This is a genomic window from Phaeobacter piscinae (assembly GCF_002407245.1).
In the GTDB taxonomy this organism is placed as follows: Bacteria; Pseudomonadota; Alphaproteobacteria; order Rhodobacterales; family Rhodobacteraceae; genus Phaeobacter; species Phaeobacter piscinae.
Genome location: NZ_CP010681.1, coordinates 1,066,040 through 1,086,399 on the forward strand (window position 1 = coordinate 1,066,040; position 20,360 = coordinate 1,086,399).

Below are 20,360 nucleotides of genomic sequence, written 5' to 3' on the forward strand. Positions count from 1 at the left end.
CCTTTTTGCTTTGGCGGCTGCCCTCTTGCCCGCGCAGCCTGAACATGCTTTGACCCCGGTAACCCACCGACGGAGACTCCCATGGACCAGAAAAAACCGACCCGCGTTGTGCTTTCCAGCGACCACGCCGCGATTGAGCTGCGCCAGGCCATCGCGGACCACATTGCCGCCAACGGCTGGGAGGTCGTCGATATTGGCCCCACGACCCCGGAGAGCACCCACTACCCCAAGCATGGCGCAGCCGCGGCGGAGCGTGTGGCCTCGGGCGATTGCGATCTCGGGATCATTCTTTGCGGCACCGGTCAGGGCATCATGATGGCCGCAAACAAGGTGAAGGGCATCCGTTGCGGCGTCTGCTCCGAAACCTTCTCCGCCAAGATGATCCGCCAGCACAACAACGCCAATATGCTCTCCATCGGGGCGCGTGTGGTTGGTGACAGCCTGGCGATTGAGATTGTTGATGCCTTCCTTAATGCTGAGTTCGAAGGCGGTCGCCACGCCACCCGCGTGGATATGATTGAGCCGCAGGACAGCTGATCCCACAGAGGTTCGCGCCCCCAAGCCAGATAACCGGAGGCCCAGATTATGGATGAGACAAGCCTGACCCGCATCGCGGATGCGCTGGAGCGGATGGCGCCCGCACCGTTGAAGGCACCGGATTTTGCTGCGGCGTCGGCCTTTGTCTGGCATGTCGCGCCGGACCGGCTGGAGCCTGTGAGAAGCGTCAACCGAGTTGATCTGGACCTGCTCCTGGGAATTGATCGCGCACGGGACACTCTGCTGGACAACACCCGTCGCTTTGCCGCCGGGTTCGGGGCCAACAACGCGCTTCTATGGGGCGCCCGTGGCATGGGGAAATCCAGCCTGGTGAAGGCGATTCACGGCCAGTTATCACCGGAGTTTCCGGCGCTCAAACTGGTGGAATTGCAACGCGAGGATCTGCCCTCGGTGGCACGGCTTCTGAACCATCTGCGCGCCGCGCCTGAGCGCTTCATCCTGTTCTGTGATGACCTCTCCTTTGGCCATGATGATCAGCACTACAAAAGCCTGAAAGCGGTGCTGGATGGCGGCATCGAAGGGCGCCCGGATAATGTGCTGTTCTACGCCACCTCCAACCGTCGCCACCTGATGCCGCGCGATATGATCGAAAACGAGCGTTCCAGCGCCATCAACCCCTCCGAAGCGGTTGAGGAAAAGGTCTCGCTCTCGGATCGGTTCGGGCTGTGGCTCGGTTTCCACCCTTGCGATCAAGACGAATATCTCGCCATGATTTCAGGCTATTGCGCAGCCTACGGTGTAGAGGTTGCGGAGCAGGAGCTGCGCGCAGAGGCAATTGAATGGCAAGCCACACGTGGCGCACGTTCGGGGCGGGTGGCCTGGCAGTTCTTCACCGATCTCGCCGGTCGGCACGGTGTGAAAGTCACCTGAGAAGGCCGCGCGCGGCTTTGGAACGACCCCACCGGACATCAAATGGAAAAACGGCGCTCAGGGGTCTCCCGGGCGCCGTTTCTTATGGTCCGGTGTACGGGGGCGACGTCACTGCAGATAGGGCAGGGGATCAACGCTTTCGAAGCCGTTGCGAACCTCAAAATGCACATAGGCCGACGGCCCGTCACGCAGCGCAGCAATCGTCTGGCCGCGTGATACCGTGTCGCCTTTGTTCACTGCGATTTTGTCGACATTGGCATAGACCGTCAGCAGCTTGGCGTCATGGCGGATCACGATGATCGGGATATTGTTGGAATCCTTGGTGATCGCCGCGACGGTGCCGCCATCGGCGGCCTGTACCGGCGCGCCCGCAGCCCCGGCGATATCAATGCCGTCGTTCTTGCCCTTGGCATAGGTGCGGGTGATCTTGCCCTTGACCGGGTAACTCATCGCGCTGCTGGCGCTGCGAGTGGGGGCGGGCACTTCTACCTTTGGCAGATCCTTGGGAGCTTCGGCGGCGGGGGCAACGGTTTCCTGCGGCAGCGGCTTGGTCGCGCTGGGTGGAGTGGGCGTGCTGGTGCCCTCACCGGGGGCCGTGACGGTTGCGACCGCAGGCACGGCTGCTGCTGCGGAGGCCTCCTTGCGCGGTGCCGGACGGTCCTTCAGCGGGATCAGCAGGAACTGGCCTTCACGAATGGCAAAATCGCTGCCCAGACCGTTCCATTCCGCCAGTGCCTTTACTGGCACCTGATACAGCCGCGACACGGTATAGGCTGTCTCGCCGCGTTTCACCTTGTGGCGCACCGGCTCCGGCCCGCTCTGCACCTGCGGCTTGCTCGCCGGAGGCTGCGGCGCCAGCGGTGTGGTGTTGACGGTGCTTGCTGCATTTGGCGTGGTAGAGGGGGCACTGTCGATAGCATCCCCCGCCAGCGAGGCGATATCTACACCGCCTGTGCTGTTTGAAGCGGTGCCAGGTGCCCGGCGGGGCAGGGCGATGATTTCGCCCTGGCGCAGCGGATCGTCCGTCTTCATGCCGTTGAAACGGGCCAATTCGCTGGCGGGCAGACCAATGCGGCCAGCCACGTCATTCAGCGTATCGCCGCGCCGGGCCACGGCCACCTGGTAGGACGGATAGGTGATCAGCCCACTGGAATCCGGTTTCGGACGGCTGGTGGTGGCAGTTTGTGCCGCCTTGGTGGTGTTGAATGCACCGATCTGGCCGCGCAGATCATAGTCAAGCGGCGCCTCGCAAGCGGCCAGCACGGCCACCAGAGGCAACGCCATCAGCACCTTACGGCCTGTCGCGCGATCGCGGCGGGTGGGGTCAGTCACTGTCATTTCGCTCTCCTCAGAACGCCGTTCCCGTCTTGCGGGCCCCCATTATCCCTGGGGCTTGCCAATAGTCCGTCGGCCAGCCACGTGATCCGGCTCGGGATCTTCCCGAACTTTGGGCGAGGGCAGGTCTTGCCTCTCCCTTACGTGTCTTTGCCGATCCCCTCAAGCAGGGGAACAAAACGCACCGGGCGCAATTCGTCGTATTCTAGACCGCTGGCGGTTTTTTGAACACGGATCAGGGTCTGTACGGTGTCCGACTGCCCCACGGGCACCACCATGATACCGCCGGTCTTCAGCTGCGCCAAGAGCGGGCCGGGCGGATCCTCGGCAGCGGCGGTCACGATGATTCGATCAAAGGGCGCCTGCTCCGGCAGCCCGTGGCTGCCATCCCCCACCAGCGAGGTGATATTGGACAGATGCAGCTGGTCAAAAATCTGCCGCGCCTCCCGCACCAGCCGGGCATGACGGTCCACGGTATAGACACGCCGCGCCAGCTTGCTCAGGATCGCCGCCTGATAGCCGGACCCGGTGCCGACCTCCAGAACCGTGTCGCGGGGCGAAATCTGCAAAGCCTGCGTCATCAGCCCTACGACTGAAGGCTGCGAAATGGTCTGCCCGCAGGCAATCGGCAGCGGCATATCCTCATAGGCACGCGCCGAAAACAGCCCCCGCACAAAGGGGCCGCGATCAATCTGTTCCATCGCGTCCAGCACCTGCGCATCCGTCACCCCGCGTGAGCGCAGGGCAAACAGAAACTGCATCTTGGTTTCGGCAGTCGGCTCGCTCATTCAATGCCCTTCAGGCGCTCCAGCGCGTCCGTCGCCGTCAGATCAGCCCGCATCGGTGTGACCGAGATATAGCCCGCCAGATTTTGTGCTGCATCCGTGCCCTCGGCGGTGGCGATATGCTGATTGCCGCCCCGGATCCACAGGTAGCGCCGCCCGTTGGGAGAGGTCTGCTCCTCAGCGGAGAAATGGCTGCCACGCCGAAATCCCTGCGGTGTGATCCGTCGCCCTTTGACATCCTCCGCAGGAACGGGCGGGAAATTTATGTTGTAAAACAACCGGTAATCCGCGTCTTCCTTGGGTTGTGTGTCAAGGATTGAGCGGATGAGATCGGCGCCGTGCTGGGCGGCGGCTTCAAACGGGTTGTCCAGCTGGTTGTTTTCTGGCCCGAAGTACTGCGAAAGTCCCATCGCGGGGATGCCCTGCAATGCTGCCTCCATTGCGCCACCCAAGGTGCCGGAATAGAGCGCGTTCTCAGCCGAATTGTTGCCCCGGTTTACGCCCGACAACACCAGATCCGGCAGCTTGTCCTTCATCACCACATGCAATCCTGCCAGCACGCAGTCCGCAGGCGATCCTTCGGCGGCAAAGCGGCGCTCGCCCAGCTGGCTGAGCATGAAGGGGCGGGTGTAGCTGATGCAATGGCCGACGCCTGACTGTTCAAACGCGGGCGCGACGGTCCAGACCTCGCCGTCGGGCCCTGCCACGTCGCGGGCGATCTGCTCCAGAACCGCCAGACCGGGGGCGCTGATGCCATCGTCGTTGGTGATCAGAATTCGCATGAACTGGGCCTCTCGTCTGGCTCTGGCGGGCTGTATCTTGGGTGCGGTCACGCCGATCCGCATGTCCGACCTGAATAAGATGTGGGGCAAAAGGGGGCAAGAGTTTCCCCACTGTGACCGCGCGCAAGCTGCCCGGTGACGGCCCCTGCGGCACAGAGGCCACAGGTTTGTTGTCCGGCCCTGAAACCAAGGCGACCGGCGCCCCTTTTGGGCACCGGTCGGCGGAATGTCGCGCGTCTGCATTGCCGTTGGGCGTCATGCAGCCGATGGGCAGCGTTTGGTCAGTCGGCGGCGGTCAGGATCTGGGGCAACAACCGGGCGGCTTCCTGCTGCGGGCTGGCCAGCGCGTCGCGATCCTCGCCGGGGAAAAACCGGGCACGGACAGCGGTAGCCATGGGCTGCGGCGTCAGCACCTGTACCTTTGGGCCGGTCTTTGCGGTCTCAATCTGCCAGCTGTTGGCCAGCGACATCTGGGCCGCCTTGGTGGCACCATAGGCGCCAAAGAACTTCTCGCCCGCGCGGGGATCCTCAAAGAACACGGCCTGACCGGTTTGCCCCAGCAGCGGGGCCACATAGGGGATCAGTACGGAGGTCGCTGTGGCATTGATCGCCATGGATTTCTGCCAATCCTTCGCAGCGACGAAATTGGCCGGGCTTAGAGGCGCAGCGTGGATCGCGGTGTGCAGCCAGAGATCCAGCTGCCCCCAACGGTCGTGGATGCCGCGGCAGAGCGTCGCCATAGCCTCGGGGACAGTGATGTCCATCGGGGCCAATGTGGCAGAACCGCCGACGGATTTGATCCGGTCGTCCAGCTCTTCCAGCGCGCCGGTGGTGCGGGCCACGGCAACGATGTGATGCGTCGGCGCCAGTGCCTCTGCGAGGGCGGCGCCCAGACCCCGAGAGGCCCCGGTGATGAGAGCAAGTTTCTGTGTCATGGGCGCCTTGTGCGGTGCGGCGTGACGCGGGTCAAGGGGCCAAAGCGGCGCAGCCTCTATCCCAGCCCTCCGTCCCAGCTCCCCGTCAGCCCTCCGTCAGCCGCCAAAGCGGGTCAGCTGCCGGGCATCTCGATCCGTGCAGCTTTGCCGTTTTTCTGCAGGATCAGACCGTCGGCATCAATCGCAATGACCTCACCGCCGGACAGCCGGCTGCCACGGGTCACCACCTGCGTGCGCCCACTGGGCATGCGCACCATGGCGCTGAGGTTGTTGCTGGCGCCAAACAGTCCCAACAGGCTGAGGCGGTTGCGGCGCAAGGCGTCTTTCTGGGTGGCATGACCTGCAACATTCGCCGGGGTCTTGCCGCTATCACGATTTGCCATTCTGGTAACTTGGTTCTTTCTCTAGTGCGCTCAGGGCGGATGCCGGTCGGCTATCAGCTTCGCTTTCCGCCGAACAGAGGGGGCGGCGCATGGTGGCAAGCGACTGCCGGTGGGCCGCCCATCGGTGCGCAAGCCCTTGCGCATGGCCTGTTCTGACGCTGCGCAATTGCGCGCAGGCCCTTGAACGTTTGCGGGGGGAAGCAGGCTAGGAAGCGGGGGGAACTTCAGTGGGGTCAGGCGTCGTAGATCAGCGACGGCAGATCGTGGCCATAGGCATAAAGCAGGCCCAGCAGCTCCTCCAGCTGCGCACCGACCATCTGCAAGTTGTAAAGCGGGTGATCCGGCTCAGAGATCTGCAGCTCAGGATATTGCCCCTCAGGCCGCATATGCAGCATCGCTTCAATCGACTCGCTGCCGTCTGGTGGGATGGCATTGGCCAGCCAGGCGCGTTTGCTGCCCAGATCCTCGGTCTCCTGCATCTCGAACCGGTCGAGATAGGCCTCGAAATCCTCTTGGCTCAGCCGCGCCCAGGTGCCCAGTATGAACTCCTCGCCACGGGTATCCGCCAGTGGCACCGCCAGCACTGCCCGCACAAAGCGCAGTTTGCCAAGGCGGCAAAAATCTTCGGTCAGCACATCACCGGCCTGAGCAGAGATGGCGGTGTTGTCATGCACGAACATATCTTCCGGGCAGACATCGGGCCGGTCACAGCTGAGGCTTAAGAGCTGGGCAAAGGTCGCCCCGCAACAGCGGCACTGGCGCTGCGAGCCAAGCATGCGGGCGAGATGTGGATCCAAAGGGTCGGCCTTTCGGTGGCGGGCGGTGGTGGTCGCAAAACGGCAAGAGGCGCCGATCTGGTGATCAGCGCCTCATGAGTCGAACTGATATCGGCTGCGCTCTTACTCTGCTGCGGCTTTCATTTCAAACCCCCGTTCCACCATATCGGTGGGAACAACCGGGTATTCGCCAGAGAAACAGGCATCGCAATATTGCGGGCAGGCGCTGTTACGCCCCTGATCCTGACCCACGGCGCGGTAAAGCCCGTCCAGTGAGATGAACTTCAGACTGTCCACGGCGAGGTGCTTGGCCATCTCATCTTCGGACATGTTTGCCGCCAGCAACTTGTCACGGTCGGGGGTGTCCACGCCGTAGAAACAGGGCCAGGCGGTTGGCGGAGAGGCGATGCGGAAATGCACCTCGCTGGCCCCGGCATCCAGGATCATCTCCTTGATTTTGCGCGATGTTGTGCCGCGCACAACAGAATCGTCCACCAGGATCACGCGTTTGCCTTCGATCAGAGCGCGGTTCACGTTCAGCTTCAGCCGCACACCCATGTTGCGGATCTGTTCGGTCGGCTCAATGAAGGTCCGGCCCATGTACTGATTGCGGATGATCCCCATCGCATAGGGGATCCCCGATTGCAGCGAATAGCCAATCGCCGCCGGGGTGCCGCTGTCGGGAACGGGGCAGACCAGATCCGCCTCGACCGGGTTTTCTTTGGCCAGCTCGCGGCCAATTGCTTCGCGGGTCTCATAAACAGAACGCCCGCCAAGGATCGAATCAGGGCGGGAGAAATAGACATGTTCAAAGATGCAGAATTTGGACGCTTGGCGGCGGAACGGGAAATGGCTCTCGACGCCCTTGTCGGTGATCACCACCATTTCGCCCGGTTCAATCTCGCGCATGAACTCGGCGCCGATGATGTCTAGGGCGCAGGTCTCCGAGCTGAGCGCATACCCATCGCCGATCTTGCCGAGGACCAGCGGGCGCACGCCCAGTGGATCCCGCACGCCGATCAGTTTGGTGCGGGTCATCGCCACGACGGAAAACGCCCCTTCGACCCGACGCAGCGCATCTTCCATCCGCTCCGGGATATTGCGCTGCAGGGAGCGCGCCATCAGGTGGATGATACATTCGCTATCGGATGAGCTCTGAAAGATCGAACCACGTTCGATCAGCTCTTTGCGCAGGGCATCGGCATTGGTGATGTTGCCATTGTGGGCAATAGCTGCACCGCCCATGGCAAACTCGCCAAAAAACGGCTGCACGTCCCGGATCGCGGTCTGTCCTTTGGACCCGGCGGTGGAGTAGCGCACATGGCCAATCCCAATCGGACCGGGCAGGGTGGACATCACATCCTGCGAGGTGAAGTTGTCGCGGACATAGCCAAACCGGCGGGCACTCTGGAACCCTTCGACAGGATCATGTGTGACAATGCCGCCGGCCTCCTGTCCTCGGTGTTGCAGGGCGTGCAGGCCAAGAGCAACGAAATTTGAGGCGTCTTGGACGCCGACGACGCCAAAGATGCCGCATTCTTCGCGCAGCTTGTCATCGTCAAACGGGTGGGCGGGGGGCATCTGCGGCATCGGCAAGGCGGTGTGGCTCCGAATCCGGTTGTCAGGATGCCCCCCACATAGAGGGTCCGCCCGCCCATGTCACCAAAGGATCACGGTTTCACGACAGTTGGGATGAAAAACCCCGCCCGGCTGCTGGTGCTCTCTCTAACGACAAAGACCTGCGAGCGGTCGCAGGTCGGGTGTCTTGCCATGGTCGGGGCTAGAAAACGCAGGGCCTCAGCATGGCTGAAGCAGATCGTGATCGCGCCCTCAGGCCGCCCTCAGGCCGCCAGCAGACCGCGCAGCATATCAAAGGCGGAAAGCACGTCATCGCTTTCCTCATTGCGCTCATCCGCGTCGCCTTTACCAGCATCGGTAAGCGCGCGGCCGTCTTCGCTGGCCAGGATCTGACGCGTCTCGGTCAGTGTCAGCATGCGAAACGCGCCGTCGTCGTCTGCGCCGGTCTCACCTGCCACATGCACAAGCATGCCACATTCGGCCCAGATCATTTCTTCCTCGGCAAAGGTGAGATAGATGCGCGCCATCTTCTCCGGCATGGCGGCAGAGATACCGTTGTAGCCGATCAGCGAGACCACTTTGGTCATCGCAGTGGGGATGTCGAACAGGCGCTCCACTGCGGCCAGTTCCAGACCAACCTTCTGATCCGCAGGCAAGGTGAGGTCATTATCATTTCCCAGCGCACCGGCGGGGACATGCACCAAGGAGGTCAGGCGCGGCACCGCATGTTTAACGCCGGCAACTTCCTGCGCGCCGCCATCCAGTGTGTAGATCTTGTCACCAGGCTTCACATCACGGGCCTGAACAAACCCGCGATCCGTTTCCACCATCACATGCGGCAGCAGACCACCAGTGCGCGGCCGGGGCCGGGCACGGCTGGGAGCGGCGGGGGAGACAGCTGCCGGGAAATCCAGCAGAAGACCAACGGGCTGACAGTCAGCAAACGATGTCGAGTGGTCCAGCAGCATGGTGTCGTCCTTCTGAGCGATATGCCTGACATTCTGTCCGGCGTCATGTTGACACCAATGTGCGCTGCGAAATTGGACGGAAATGGGGCAAGGATCGGGCCGATTGGGACAACTCAGGGGTTTTTGGCCGTCAATCCTGCCTCATTCACCGAATTGTTGCCCGAAAACACCTCGGATCGCAGGATTTGTTAACTTTTGTCGGTCTGCGTTCCGGTGTCACCCGAGGGTCAGCACGCGTTTCAATGCCCCAAAATAGCGATTCTAATTGGTTAACAGAGTGTTAATGAGTGTTTTTGATGTTAGGAAAGGTAAACGTGCCTGCCTCTGGGAATGTCGTCATTGGACAAGTGGTCCGTGCAAAACCTCCGCCCTCGCCTTAGCCCTCGCCGCGAGCGGTCACATGGCGATGGCGCCGGTGGTCAATGCTGGGGCTTGCAACCCTGCCAAACCTCAACCCTTCCCATCCGGCCACGAAAAAGGGCGCCAGAGGCGCCCCGTTCCAATCATGATCATATGTACCACTGTCGCAGATGCGCGATCAGGCAGTAAGCGCTTACTTCTCGCAGGCGCCAATCAGGCTCTCATACTGCGTGGTGACCCAGCCAAGCGCCTGCTCGGGGTTGCGGTCCTCGATCTTGCCGATCATCCGCTCAAACACCACGGCAGAGCGGCTCTCATCCACGATGGTAAAGCTCTGACCGGTCATCACGACATTGTAGAGGAAGAAGGCAATCGCCACCAACAGGATGCCGCGCAGCACCCCAAAGAAGAACCCGATGCCTTGATCCAGCCCGCCAAGCGCAGAGCGCTGCACCAGCGAAGAAAACAGCGGTGTGAAGAACGACACCACAATCAGCGCCAATGCAAACACCGCAGCAAAGGCGGCGATGATCGACAATTCGCAGCTGTCCGCGATGAACTCCCCGATCACCGGGATCTCGGCCATCAGCGGCTCGACCTGCGGCGCAAACAGAAAGGCCAAGATGGCGGCGGCAATCCAACCAGCGATGGCCATCGCCTCACGCACGAATCCGCGCGAATAGGCCAGCAACGCTGATACAACAATGACAAGGGCCACGACCCCGTCGATAATGGTGAAACCTTCCATGTCCCTCGCCCGTTAACCTGCGATTAGAATTCTTGCGACTTTAGCCAGCCCCAAAATACTCGCCAACAAAACCGGCGAGATCAGAGGCCTGTCGCACCGCAAGTCCGGGGACCGCGACGGATTTGCCACCACTTGGAGCTATGGCTGCGGTGAAACCAAGTTTTTGCGCTTCTTTCAACCGGTTTTCGGTCTGAGGGGCCGGTCGCAGGGCACCAGAGAGCGATATTTCTCCGAATACCACCGTATCTGCCGGCAGCGCGGTGTCTTCGCGCGCGCTCAGCAGCGCCGCTGCCACCGCAAGATCCGCCGCCGGTTCCGAGATTTTCATCCCACCGGCAACATTAAGATAGACATCAAGCCCCGCAAACGGGATGCCGCAGCGGGCCTCCAGAACGGCCAGGATCATCGCCAGGCGCGAGGAGTCCCAGCCCACCACGGCCCGACGCGGCTGCGAATGCGGCGAGGGTGCAACAAGCGCCTGCATCTCCACCAGAACCGGGCGGGTGCCTTCGATACCGGAAAACACCACCGACCCGGGCGAGGGGGTGCCGCGCTCTGACAGGAAGAGTGCGGAGGGATTGCGAACCTCGCTCAACCCGCCGCCAGTCATCTCAAAGACGCCGATCTCATCTGCGGGGCCAAAGCGGTTCTTGACGGCGCGCAGGATGCGGAACTGATGCCCGCGTTCGCCCTCAAAATACAGCACAGTATCGACCATATGTTCGACCACGCGAGGACCAGCAATCTGCCCCTCCTTGGTGACATGGCCGACCATGATGATGGAGATGCCGTTGGTTTTGGCGAATGTGGTCAGCTCATGCGCCGCAGCACGCACCTGGCTCACGGACCCCGGCGCGCTGTCGACATGATCGGCCCACATGGTCTGGATGGAATCGATGATGGCCAGCTGCGGCCGCTCCGCCTCCAGCGTGGTCAGAATATCGCGCAGGTTGGTTTCCGCTGCCAGCTTGACCGGTGCCTCCGCCAACCCCAGCCGCTGCGCGCGCATCCGCACCTGAGCGCTGGCTTCCTCGCCGCTGACATAGATCGTCTTCAGGCCCGAGCGGGCAAACTGCGCTGCCGCCTGCAACAACAGCGTCGATTTCCCGATCCCCGGATCCCCGCCGACCAGAATGGCAGAGGCAGGCACCAGCCCACCACCCAGAACCCGGTCCAGCTCGCCCACACCACAACAGGTGCGCGGCGGCGGTGTTTCCTCTGTTGCCAGATCGCTCAGCGGGATCGTTTTGCCCCGCCGCATGCCGAGGGATTTCGACGCAGGGCCGCCCTTGGACAGGCCTTTGTCTTCGGTGATGGAATTCCACTCGCCGCAGCCATCGCAGCGCCCGGACCATTTTGAAAAGGAGGCTCCGCAGGCAGAGCAGGAGTAGGATGTTTTAGCCATGCGTTAGCTGTGGCAGATGTTTCCGGTTTGTTCAAGCGCTGCGGCGCCTCAGACCGGGCATGCGAGGGTCTGCCTCGCGCTCCGGGATATTTCGGGCCAGAAGATGAGGGCGCACAGAACATCTTCTGGCGATAAATATCCTGGGGCAGGCCGAAAGCCGGGGGCAGCGCCCGGTTTCTAGTTGCCGTGTTGGCGCAGATGGCGCGCAGTCAGAAGAGACAGGACAATTGACGCCAGAATACAGCCCGTAAACAAATAAAGCCCCCAGGCGGTCTCAATCGTCGCGTAGCCAATCCCCTTGGCCAACGTGATATAAAGCGCGATGAGAAACACATCCGCCATCGCCAGCTTGCCCAAGACATGCAGAACTGGCTGTACCCGCATGTCCAGCAGGCCCCATTGCACCAGCGCCAGCCCGATGGTTTTGAGGTACGGCGCAAAGATCGCAAAAGCCGTGACGGTCAGCGCCAAAATGACGTCACTGCCCCATAGGCTCTGCAACCCGGTGATCACCGAAATCTCGCTGAGGCCAAAGATCGGCAACAACCCCGCCCGCATCAACGGCGCGAACCACGCGACGGGGTAGAGGATCAGGAGCGACAGGGTGAGGAGGCGGAGGGTCATGGCGGCTCTTTGTCTTGCGGTGGTCAACACTTGTGCGTTTCAGGCTAAATTGGAAAGGGGGAAGCAATAGGTTTCTTTCAGCAAGGTCGCTTGCGGCCCGGCCAGCGCCCGTCCGCCACCGTCAAGTCACAGATTTGGCCGCGGTAAAACGGAGGGCGCTGCGCATACGACCGCGAACAGGCACTGGCTTCGTGTTGAATGCGGTTAGCGGGGGGCTTGGACAAAAAAGGAAGTATGCGCTGTTTAACCTCCAGATGACCGAGAGCTTAGAGAAAGATCGCTGTAAAAATGGCAAACCCAGCTAGACCGCATAGCGCCGCCGCACCTGCTGCATGCAGGCGAAATGGGCCGACTATTATCGTGCGGATGAGTGAAAACTCGACAGCTAGGAATGCGGCAAGTGTCACGAAATGAACCTGCCACGACAAATGTCGCCTTAGATCGGAACCGCTTGCTAGTATGAAGAATAGAACAGCCAACCAAAGCAGCGTCATCGGTGGCAGAATTACCAACCTAACTCCTACTTTTTGATGCACTGTCTCTCGTTGCAGCTTCATCCCTAGCCACATTGTAACCGCTGCAGCCACAAAGGGAGAAGCTAATAACAGGAGCGCTAGCAAGCCTTCCATCGGGCCTGTCACCGCACCGCTTCAATCGGCCCCTCTGCGCGGCCGTGGATGAATTGCTCCATATAGGGATCGCCCGATTGGTCCATATCTGCCACCGGACCAGTCCATTGGATCACCCCGCCATGCAGCATCGCCACATTGTCGGCAATGGCGCGCACCGAGGTCATATCGTGGGTGATGGTCATGGCCGTCGCGCCCATCTCGACCACGATCTCGCGGATCAGGTCGTTGATCACGCCGGACATGATCGGGTCGAGGCCGGTTGTCGGTTCATCGAAAAAGATGATCTCCGGCTCGGCGGCAATGGCGCGGGCAAGCCCGACACGTTTCTGCATGCCGCCCGACAGTTCTGCGGGCAGGCGGTCCGCCACATCGGCCTTCAGCCCCACCCGGCGCAGTTTTTCAATGGCGATGGCGCGCGCCTCATCCACAGGGCGCTTTAGTGAGCCGCGCAGCAGGCGGAAGGCGACGTTCTGCCAGACGGGCAGGGAGTCAAACAGTGCAGCTCCCTGAAACAACATGCCAAACCGCGCAAGAAACTTATCGCGGTCACCACTGTCGGCGGGCTTGCCGTCAACCAGGATCTCACCGCTGTCCGGCTTGATCAGCCCCAGAATGCTCTTGAGTGCGACCGATTTCCCGGTGCCGGAGCCACCAATGATCACCATGGAGCTGCCCTTGGGGATCTCAAGCGTCATGCCTTGCAGGACCCGGTTGTCGCCAAAGGCCTTATGGACGTCATTCATCTGGATCATAGCGAGAAGAAAATCCCTGTGAGGACAAAATTGGCAGCAAGGATCAGGACGGCTGCGGCCTCGACCGACCCTTTGGTGGCGCGGCCCACGCCCTGCGCCCCGCGGCCTGATTGCATGCCATAGTAGCAGCCCATGGTGGCAGCGATGGTGCCAAAGGCCGCCCCCTTGACCAGCGAGGAGACGATATCGCGCAGTTCAAGGAAATCGACGGTGTTCTTCAGATAAGCCGCCGGATTGAAGCCCAGGTTTTGCGTCGCGACCACATAGCCGCCCATGATGCCGATAATATCGCCAACGCCCACCAGCACCGGCACCGTGATCAGCGCGGCCAGAACGCGGGGCGCCACCAGGTATTTCATCGGATGCGTGGACAGTGTGACCAGCGCGTCAATCTGCTCTGTCACCTTCATCGTGGCGATTTCAGCCGCGATGGAGGAGGTGACGCGCGCGGCAATCATCAGACCAACCAGCACCGGTCCAAGTTCGCGCACCATCCCGATGGCGACGATCTGCGGTACGACTGCCTCGGCGTTGAAACGCGCGCCGCCCGCATAGATCTGCAAGGCCAGCGCCGCCCCGGTGAAAATCGCCGTGAGGCCCACCACCGGCAGCGACAGCCAGCCCACCTGCAACAGCGCATTCAGCAGCTCACGCGGGTAGTAGGGCGGCCGCAGCATATGGCTAAACGTGGACAGACCAAAGAGCGTCACCCGCCCCACAGCGCCCAGACCGGCCAGGACCAATTGTCCCAGCCGCGCAATCAGGCTGAGGGGAGAGAGACGCGAAGATGTGCTCATCCAGTATAGCTCCGTGCGTAGCGGCTGCCGAGAGAGGTGAGGATTTCATAGCCGATGGTGCCCGCAGCCTGTGCCAGCGTATCCACGGTCTGGCGCTCGTTGAGGATGCTGAGGTGGCTGGGATCGTCGCCAAGGTCGCTGACATCGACAGTGATCAGATCCATGGAAACGCGGCCGACCACCGGGCAGGGCGTGTCGCCTGCGTAGACCTGGATCTGGCCGCTGCCCAGTGCGCGGTGCAGACCATCGGCATACCCGGCTGCGACCGTGGCGATGCGGCTGGGGCGCTGCGCTGTCCAGCTGTTGCCATAGCCCACGGTTTCGCCCGGATCGAGGCTGCGGATCTGGATCACCGGCAGGTCCAGCTGCGCCACGGGCAGCGCATCGCCATAAGGCTGCCCGCCATAAAGCCCGATGCCCGGACGACACAGGTCAAAGTGGTAGTTGCGCCCCAGCAGCAGCCCGCCAGTGGCGGCAAGAGAACGGGGCAGATCCAGACCTTCTGTCATCTGTACAAATGTCTGCAGCTGATGGTCATTCATCGGGTGCGAGGCCTCATCGGCGCAGGCCAGATGCGACATCAACAGAACCGGTCCCTGGCTCAGGGCAATGTCGCGGACAGCGGCCCATTCGGCGGCCTCCATGCCGAGACGGTTCATCCCGGTATCAAGCTGCACGCCAAAGGGATGGCCCGGCAGGCTCTCGAAATGGCGCAGCATCTGGTCGAGCGAATTCAGCATCGGCGTCAGCTGGAAATCGCGCAGCAGCTTTGCGTCGCCCTCCATATGGCCGGCAAACACTGAAATGCCGGGGCCGGGGCCGATGGCGCGGCGCAGGGCCACGCCTTCCTCTGCCATCGCCACGAAGAAGTTGCGCGCGCCGGCATTGGCCAGCGCCTTGCCGACGCGGCCTGCGTCCAGCCCATAGCCGTTGGCCTTGACCACCGCGGCGGTTTCGCAATTGGTCAGCGCATCGAGGTTGCGCCAGTTGGTCACCAGCGCATCCAGATTGAGTGTCAGTCTAGCAGTCGTCATGCGCTGTTCATGACACGGGGGGCACAGGGGTCAAGGGGGAAACCGCATTCCGGCCCCGGCGAGGGGGCGGTTGGCGGATTTCGCGCCCAGGCCTGGGGTTGCGGCGGGCGGCGTGGGCGCCCCCTGCACGCGTCAGCCTGCGGGGCTAGCGCGGGAATTTTGAGTATTTAAGGAAAGGTGACAGGGCGCGTTTAAAGGCGCCCCGCCGGGTCCAGCCGCCGGGATCAATGGCGTGTGGACCCGGCGGCGCGCTGCGGTCCTGGTGCTGGGGCGCGGATCAATACTCCGGCGCGTGATCCTGCTGCCACGCCTTGGCGAGGTTGCCAAAGCGGGTGAACTGCGCCTCAAAGGCCAGCTCAACCGTGCCGATGGGACCGTGACGCTGTTTGCCGACGATGACCTCGGCCTTGGCGTGCAGGCGTTCCATCGCCTGCTTCCACTCTTCCATCTTGTCCAATTCGTGATCGCCGGGTTTTTCCCGTTCCTTATAGTATTCCTCGCGGAACACGAACATCACGACGTCGGCGTCCTGCTCGATCGAGCCTGATTCCCGCAGATCCGACAGCTGCGGACGTTTGTCTTCGCGGCTTTCGACCTGACGTGACAGCTGGGAGAGGGCAACCACCGGGATGTTCAACTCCTTGGCGATGGCCTTCATCCCCATGGAAATCTCCGCGATTTCATTCACCCGGTTCTCGGCCATGCCGCGGCAGAGCTGCAGGTAGTCGATGACCAGCAGATCCAGCCCATGGGTCCGCTTCAGACGGCGCGCGCGGGCCGCCAGCTGCGAGATCGGCAGGGCGGGGGTGTCATCGATGAACAGCGGGCAGCTCTCAAGATCCTTGGCCGCCTGCACAAAGCGACGGAATTCTTCCTCGGTCATGTCGCCCTGGCGGATCTTATGCGAGGAAATCTCGGAGGCTTCGGCCAGAATACGGCCCGCCAGCTGTTCGGCGGACATCTCCAGTGAGAAGAAGCCAACGACGCCGCCATCCACGGCGCCTTCGGTGCCATCCGGTTTCTGGCCGCGCTTATAGGCCTTGGCGACGTTGAAGGCGATATTGGTCGCAAGCGAGGTTTTCCCCATCGAGGGACGCCCCGCCAGGATCAGAAGGTCCGACGGGTGCAGACCACCCAGCTGTTTGTCGAGATCGGCCAGCCCGGTGGAAATCCCCGCCATGCCGCCGCCGCGCTGATAGGCCTCGTTGGTGACATTGACCGCTTCGGTAACCGCCTTGAGGAAGGATTTGAAACCGCTTTCGGTCTGGCCCTGTTCGGCCAGTTTATAAAGCGACTGTTCCGCCTCGACGATCTGTTCCTTGGGTTCAGAGGCCACATCGACCCGGCGCGCCTTGTCCGCAATGCTGCGCCCCAATGCGATGAGTTCCCGCCGGATCGCCAGATCATAGATCATCTGCGCATAGTCGCGCACCGCAAAGGCCGAGATGGATGCGCCCGCCAGCTTGGCCAGATAGGCCGGGCCGCCCAACTCCTTCAGCCCTTCGTCATCCTCCATGAAGGCCTTCAGCGTCACCGGCGAGGCCAGCGCATTCTTGGAAATCCGCGCGGCGGCAATTTCGTAGATGCGGGCGTGGACCGGGTCGTAGAAATGCGCCGAGGTTATGATCGAGGCGATGCGATCATAGACGTCGTTGTTGGTCAGGATGGCGCCCAGCAGCTGCTGTTCAGCCTCAACGGAGTGCGGCAGGATGCTGGCGTCGTCGCCGGTCGCCTCGCCATTGGCAGCAGGCTCCGGGGCGGCGGGCAGATTGGGATCAAAAGGCGTAATATCGTTCATCGCTGCTCTCGTCTGCGGCCGACGTTATGTGGCCTGCGTGATTTGGCCTGTGTATACCGGCGGGGCGCTCGGTCTGGCTATCTGGAAAACTCTGAGGATAAGCTGTGAACAGCCTGTGGATATCCGCAGGCTGACCTGTGTGTCGTTTCTACAGAAGCCGGGTTGGGGTCTGGGCAGTCTATATGATGCGGTGCATTCTGGGAAGCTGTCTATATCTGCGCTGATCTGCTTGCTTCCAAGTTGATTCGGGGCGACCCTGTCCACAGGCCGCCCCAGATAAGATGCACGTCACACAGAGGGTGATCAGGCGGATTTATGCGCCTCCTGCCAGGCCCGCGGATCCTTCAGGAATGTCTCCACCTCATCCAGCGTTTCGGCGCTAAAGCTCTTCTGCGCCTTGGCTTCAGCCAGGACATCCCACCAGGTGCACAGGTAATGCAGCTCAACACCGTGGTCGCCGAGGCGCTGGGTGGTTTCGGGGAAGATGTCGTAATAGAAAATCACCGCGGTATGCCCACAGGTGGCGCCGGTCTCGCGGATCGCATCGACAAAGGACAGTTTGGAGCCACCGTCGGTGGTCATGTCCTCCACCAGCAGCACCCGCTGGTCCTCGGTCATCACCCCTTCGATGCGGGCATTGCGGCCATAGCCTTTGGGTTTTTTGCGCACATAGGTCATCGGCAGCGCCATGCGTTCCGCCACCAATGCGCCAAAGGGGATGCCGGCCGTTTCACCGCCCGCGATATTGTCAAACGCCTCAAAACCGGCATTGCGCATCACCGTGACCGTGAGGAAATCCATCAGCGTCGTGCGGATCCGCGGAAAGGAGATCAGCTTGCGGCAGTCGATATAGCTCGGCGAGGGCAGGCCGGAGGCCAGCGTATACGGCGTGTCGGTGTTGAAATTCACCGCGCCGATCTCCAGCAACATGCGGGCAGAGAGGCGGGCGATTTCTTCGCGGGAGGGGTAGGAGGAGGGGATCATTCTATCATCCTTTTGGTCGGCGCGAGACGCCGGTGGCAGAAGCCTCCGGCGGGGATATTTGGGGCCAGAAGATCAGGCGACCTTCCAGAACACATCAAAACCGGGATCAAAGACGGTAACCGGGCCTTCCTCGGTGCTGACCTGCTCGGGGAAGATGACCGGGCTATCCTGTTTTTCCATCGTCAGGCGCGCGCTGTTCACCGGCAGGCGGTAGAAGGCGGGGCCATTCTCAGAGGCAAAACCTGCCAGCTTGTCCAGCGCGCCGTCTTCTTCAAACACATGCGCCAGCAGCGGCATGGTGTTGGGGGCGGTGAAACAGCCGGCACAGCCGCAGGCGCTGAGTTTGTTGGGATCGGTGTGGGGCGCCGAATCCGTGCCAAGGAAGAACCGCTTGTCGCCAGAGGTCGCAGCGGCGCGCAGGGCCAGACGGTGCTCCTCGCGTTTGGCCACAGGCAGGCAATAATAATGCGGCTTGATGCCGCCAGCCAGAATGTGGTTGCGGTTGATGATCAGGTGATGCGTGGTGATTGTCGCGCCAAGGTCCTGGTCCTGGCTGGTCACATAATCGGCAGCGTTCTTGGTGGTGATATGTTCCATCACCACACGCAGACCGGGGGTGGCGCGACGGATCGGATCCAGCACCCGGTCGATAAACACCGCCTCGCGGTCGAAGATGTCGATGTCGTGGTCCGTCACCTCACCGTGGGTGCAGAGCGGCAGGCCGATCTCGGCCATGGTCTCCAGCACGCCGCGCACCTTGTCGAAATCACTGACGCCAGAGGCGGAATTGGTGGTCGCCCCGGCCGGGTAGAGCTTCACGGCCTTGATCAACCCGCTGGCATGGGCAGCGGCCACATCCGCCGGATCTGTGTCCTCAGTCAGGTAGAGCGTCATCAGCGGCTCAAACGTCATGCCATCGGGCAGGGCGGCCAGAATGCGGTCGCGGTAGGCTGCGGCCTGTTCCCCTGTCACCACCGGCGGCACCAGATTCGGCATGATGATTGCGCGGGCAAAATCGCGGGCAGTTTCAGGCAGAACGGCTGTCAGCATTGCGCCGTCGCGCAGATGCAGATGCCAGTCATCGGGGCGGGGGATGGTGAGCTGAACGGTCATGGCGCCCGCCTAGCACAGGGGCGCGCGCAGGGGAAGCAACGGCATCACCTGCGACAGCGATTGGCGGGACCGGCTTATGCACCGGGCGCCGCCGGGCTGCCCTTACCGTTCAGGGGGCAGTTTGATCTGGCCGTCTGCGGCGCTTTTGCGCAATGCCTCCAGACGGCGGCGGAAGCGGGGCGCGCGCAGCCTGCTGGTCACATTGCGGCACAGCAGCGCCATCAGATAGGGGCGTTCATCCTGTTCCAGACGGGCCATCAACTTGCGCAGGTAGGGGCCATTGCTGCGGCGGGCCCGGTAGAGCTTGTAAAACTGCCGCTCGGTCAGCCGGTCCGCCCCAGCCAGAGCGAGGATATTATAGAGGATTTCCATCTCAATCAGCCGCGTCTGAACGGTGTCGCCCAGATGCGGCGTGCGCAGCCGCAGCACATTCTTGCGCGCAAACAGGGCGGCATGCATCGAATCCAGCCGCTCACGCGGGTCATAGATGACAAAACCCTGCTTGGCCGCATCCATCATATCCGGGGCAAAGCCGTAGCGGTCGGTGAAGTCAACGCGGCGCATCTCGCTGAACCGATCGTCCCAATCAGTGAGACGCGGATCCAGCGTTGCCTGTGGTTGCACCGCCACGACAGTGGCGCCGGGGGCCGCAACAGAGAAGGCCGCCGCCGCATAGCCGCACGGGCCCGCGCCATAAAACACCACCTTGTCGAATTCATCGAAGAAGCCGTCGTCAACCAGCTGGTCGAAGAACCCGTAGATACGCTCGTTGCGGAACCAGGTGTCGCCATTGGAGATGATGCACAGGTGCGACCAGCCGAGGTTCTTTACCAGATCAAACCCCAGCGGCTGCGCCACATCCGACAGGTTGTGGATCCCTTGGATGGTCTCGAAACTGACCAGCAGCGTATTGCCCTGATCAATGAAACTGGCAAAGTGACGGCTGCCCAGCGGCTGATACATGCCGTTTTCCTCGGCCAGGGCGGCCATACGGGCCTGCCACTGCGCGGGTTTCAGCCCCGACAGGTCCTCGTCCAGCGTGTCCAATGTATCCTGCTGCATTGCATCGTCCTCTTGTCCCGCCCTTGTTCGGACGGGTTTGCGTCTGGCAACATCTAAGGGCGAAATAAGGCTAAAATTGGA

Annotated in this window: 20 protein-coding genes; 2 read left to right on the plus strand and 18 right to left on the minus strand. The window is 62.0% G+C overall.

Annotation, left to right across the window (positions count from 1 at the left end; all coding sequences use genetic code 11):
- The first annotated feature begins 81 nt into the window (after window positions 1-81).
- Together rpiB and phaeop14_RS04930 are read left to right on the plus strand one after the other, a co-directional pair.
- On the plus strand, window positions 82-537 hold the full coding sequence (rpiB, locus tag phaeop14_RS04925; protein WP_096788923.1) for a ribose 5-phosphate isomerase B: 456 nt from the start codon (window positions 82-84) through the stop codon (window positions 535-537).
- 48 nt (window positions 538-585) lie between these two features.
- Window positions 586-1,428, plus strand: coding sequence for an ATP-binding protein (locus phaeop14_RS04930; RefSeq protein ID WP_096788924.1), 843 nt, complete (start codon window positions 586-588; stop codon window positions 1,426-1,428).
- 108 nt (window positions 1,429-1,536) lie between these two features.
- Here phaeop14_RS04930 and phaeop14_RS04935 read toward each other — a convergent pair whose 3' ends face one another.
- From phaeop14_RS04935 to phaeop14_RS05025, 18 genes are all read right to left on the minus strand, one after another.
- The gene (locus tag phaeop14_RS04935) at window positions 1,537-2,766 is read right to left on the minus strand and encodes a peptidoglycan DD-metalloendopeptidase family protein (RefSeq protein WP_040172887.1); all 1,230 of its coding nucleotides are present in this window, start codon (window positions 2,764-2,766) and stop codon (window positions 1,537-1,539) included.
- Between the two features lie 137 nt (window positions 2,767-2,903).
- A complete protein-coding gene (locus phaeop14_RS04940) occupies window positions 2,904-3,551 on the minus strand; it encodes a protein-L-isoaspartate(D-aspartate) O-methyltransferase (protein WP_014874191.1) in 648 nt (215 codons plus the stop codon).
- Window positions 3,548-4,330 carry a 5'/3'-nucleotidase SurE gene (gene surE, locus phaeop14_RS04945; RefSeq protein WP_096788925.1) on the minus strand — a complete coding sequence of 261 codons (783 nt, stop codon included), beginning with the start codon at window positions 4,328-4,330 and terminating at the stop codon, window positions 3,548-3,550. The genes phaeop14_RS04940 and surE overlap by 4 nt, the downstream gene beginning before the upstream one ends.
- A gap of 281 nt (window positions 4,331-4,611) precedes the next feature.
- On the minus strand, window positions 4,612-5,265 hold the full coding sequence (locus phaeop14_RS04950) for an SDR family NAD(P)-dependent oxidoreductase (RefSeq protein ID WP_040172891.1): 654 nt from the start codon (window positions 5,263-5,265) through the stop codon (window positions 4,612-4,614).
- Window positions 5,266-5,378: 113 nt separating this feature from the next.
- Window positions 5,379-5,648, minus strand: a complete 270-nt coding sequence (locus phaeop14_RS04955; protein WP_014874194.1) for a hypothetical protein — start codon at window positions 5,646-5,648, stop codon at window positions 5,379-5,381.
- A gap of 233 nt (window positions 5,649-5,881) precedes the next feature.
- Window positions 5,882-6,424 (minus strand): DUF2199 domain-containing protein, encoded by a 543-nt coding sequence (locus tag phaeop14_RS04960; RefSeq protein WP_061048900.1) that lies wholly within the window; start codon window positions 6,422-6,424, stop codon window positions 5,882-5,884.
- Window positions 6,425-6,547: 123 nt separating this feature from the next.
- Entirely contained in the window at window positions 6,548-8,005 is a 1,458-nt protein-coding gene (purF, locus tag phaeop14_RS04965) for an amidophosphoribosyltransferase (protein ID WP_167385672.1), read from the minus strand.
- 260 nt (window positions 8,006-8,265) lie between these two features.
- A complete protein-coding gene (locus tag phaeop14_RS04970) occupies window positions 8,266-8,970 on the minus strand; it encodes a Hint domain-containing protein (protein ID WP_096788927.1) in 705 nt (234 codons plus the stop codon).
- A gap of 553 nt (window positions 8,971-9,523) precedes the next feature.
- On the minus strand, window positions 9,524-10,078 hold the full coding sequence (locus phaeop14_RS04975; RefSeq protein ID WP_040172899.1) for a CvpA family protein: 555 nt from the start codon (window positions 10,076-10,078) through the stop codon (window positions 9,524-9,526).
- Window positions 10,079-10,118: 40 nt separating this feature from the next.
- Window positions 10,119-11,483 carry a DNA repair protein RadA gene (gene radA, locus phaeop14_RS04980; RefSeq protein ID WP_024097800.1) on the minus strand — a complete coding sequence of 455 codons (1,365 nt, stop codon included), beginning with the start codon at window positions 11,481-11,483 and terminating at the stop codon, window positions 10,119-10,121.
- Between the two features lie 177 nt (window positions 11,484-11,660).
- A complete protein-coding gene (locus tag phaeop14_RS04985) occupies window positions 11,661-12,107 on the minus strand; it encodes a paraquat-inducible protein A (RefSeq protein ID WP_096788928.1) in 447 nt (148 codons plus the stop codon).
- Window positions 12,108-12,744: 637 nt separating this feature from the next.
- Window positions 12,745-13,491: an ABC transporter ATP-binding protein gene (locus tag phaeop14_RS04995; protein WP_040177957.1), complete on the minus strand. Its 747-nt coding sequence runs from the start codon at window positions 13,489-13,491 to the stop codon at window positions 12,745-12,747.
- Window positions 13,488-14,288, minus strand: a complete 801-nt coding sequence (locus tag phaeop14_RS05000) for an MlaE family ABC transporter permease (protein ID WP_027247608.1) — start codon at window positions 14,286-14,288, stop codon at window positions 13,488-13,490. The genes phaeop14_RS04995 and phaeop14_RS05000 overlap by 4 nt, the downstream gene beginning before the upstream one ends.
- Entirely contained in the window at window positions 14,285-15,322 is a 1,038-nt protein-coding gene (alr, locus tag phaeop14_RS05005; RefSeq protein WP_096788930.1) for an alanine racemase, read from the minus strand. The genes phaeop14_RS05000 and alr overlap by 4 nt, the downstream gene beginning before the upstream one ends.
- A gap of 277 nt (window positions 15,323-15,599) precedes the next feature.
- Entirely contained in the window at window positions 15,600-17,120 is a 1,521-nt protein-coding gene (locus tag phaeop14_RS05010) for a replicative DNA helicase (RefSeq protein WP_040172918.1), read from the minus strand.
- A gap of 303 nt (window positions 17,121-17,423) precedes the next feature.
- A complete protein-coding gene (locus phaeop14_RS05015) occupies window positions 17,424-18,104 on the minus strand; it encodes an orotate phosphoribosyltransferase (protein ID WP_040172919.1) in 681 nt (226 codons plus the stop codon).
- 72 nt (window positions 18,105-18,176) lie between these two features.
- Window positions 18,177-19,217 carry a dihydroorotase gene (pyrC, locus tag phaeop14_RS05020; RefSeq protein ID WP_096788931.1) on the minus strand — a complete coding sequence of 347 codons (1,041 nt, stop codon included), beginning with the start codon at window positions 19,215-19,217 and terminating at the stop codon, window positions 18,177-18,179.
- A 102-nt stretch (window positions 19,218-19,319) separates the two neighbouring features.
- Entirely contained in the window at window positions 19,320-20,279 is a 960-nt protein-coding gene (locus phaeop14_RS05025; RefSeq protein WP_040172924.1) for a hypothetical protein, read from the minus strand.
- Between the last annotated feature and the right edge of the window lie 81 nt (window positions 20,280-20,360).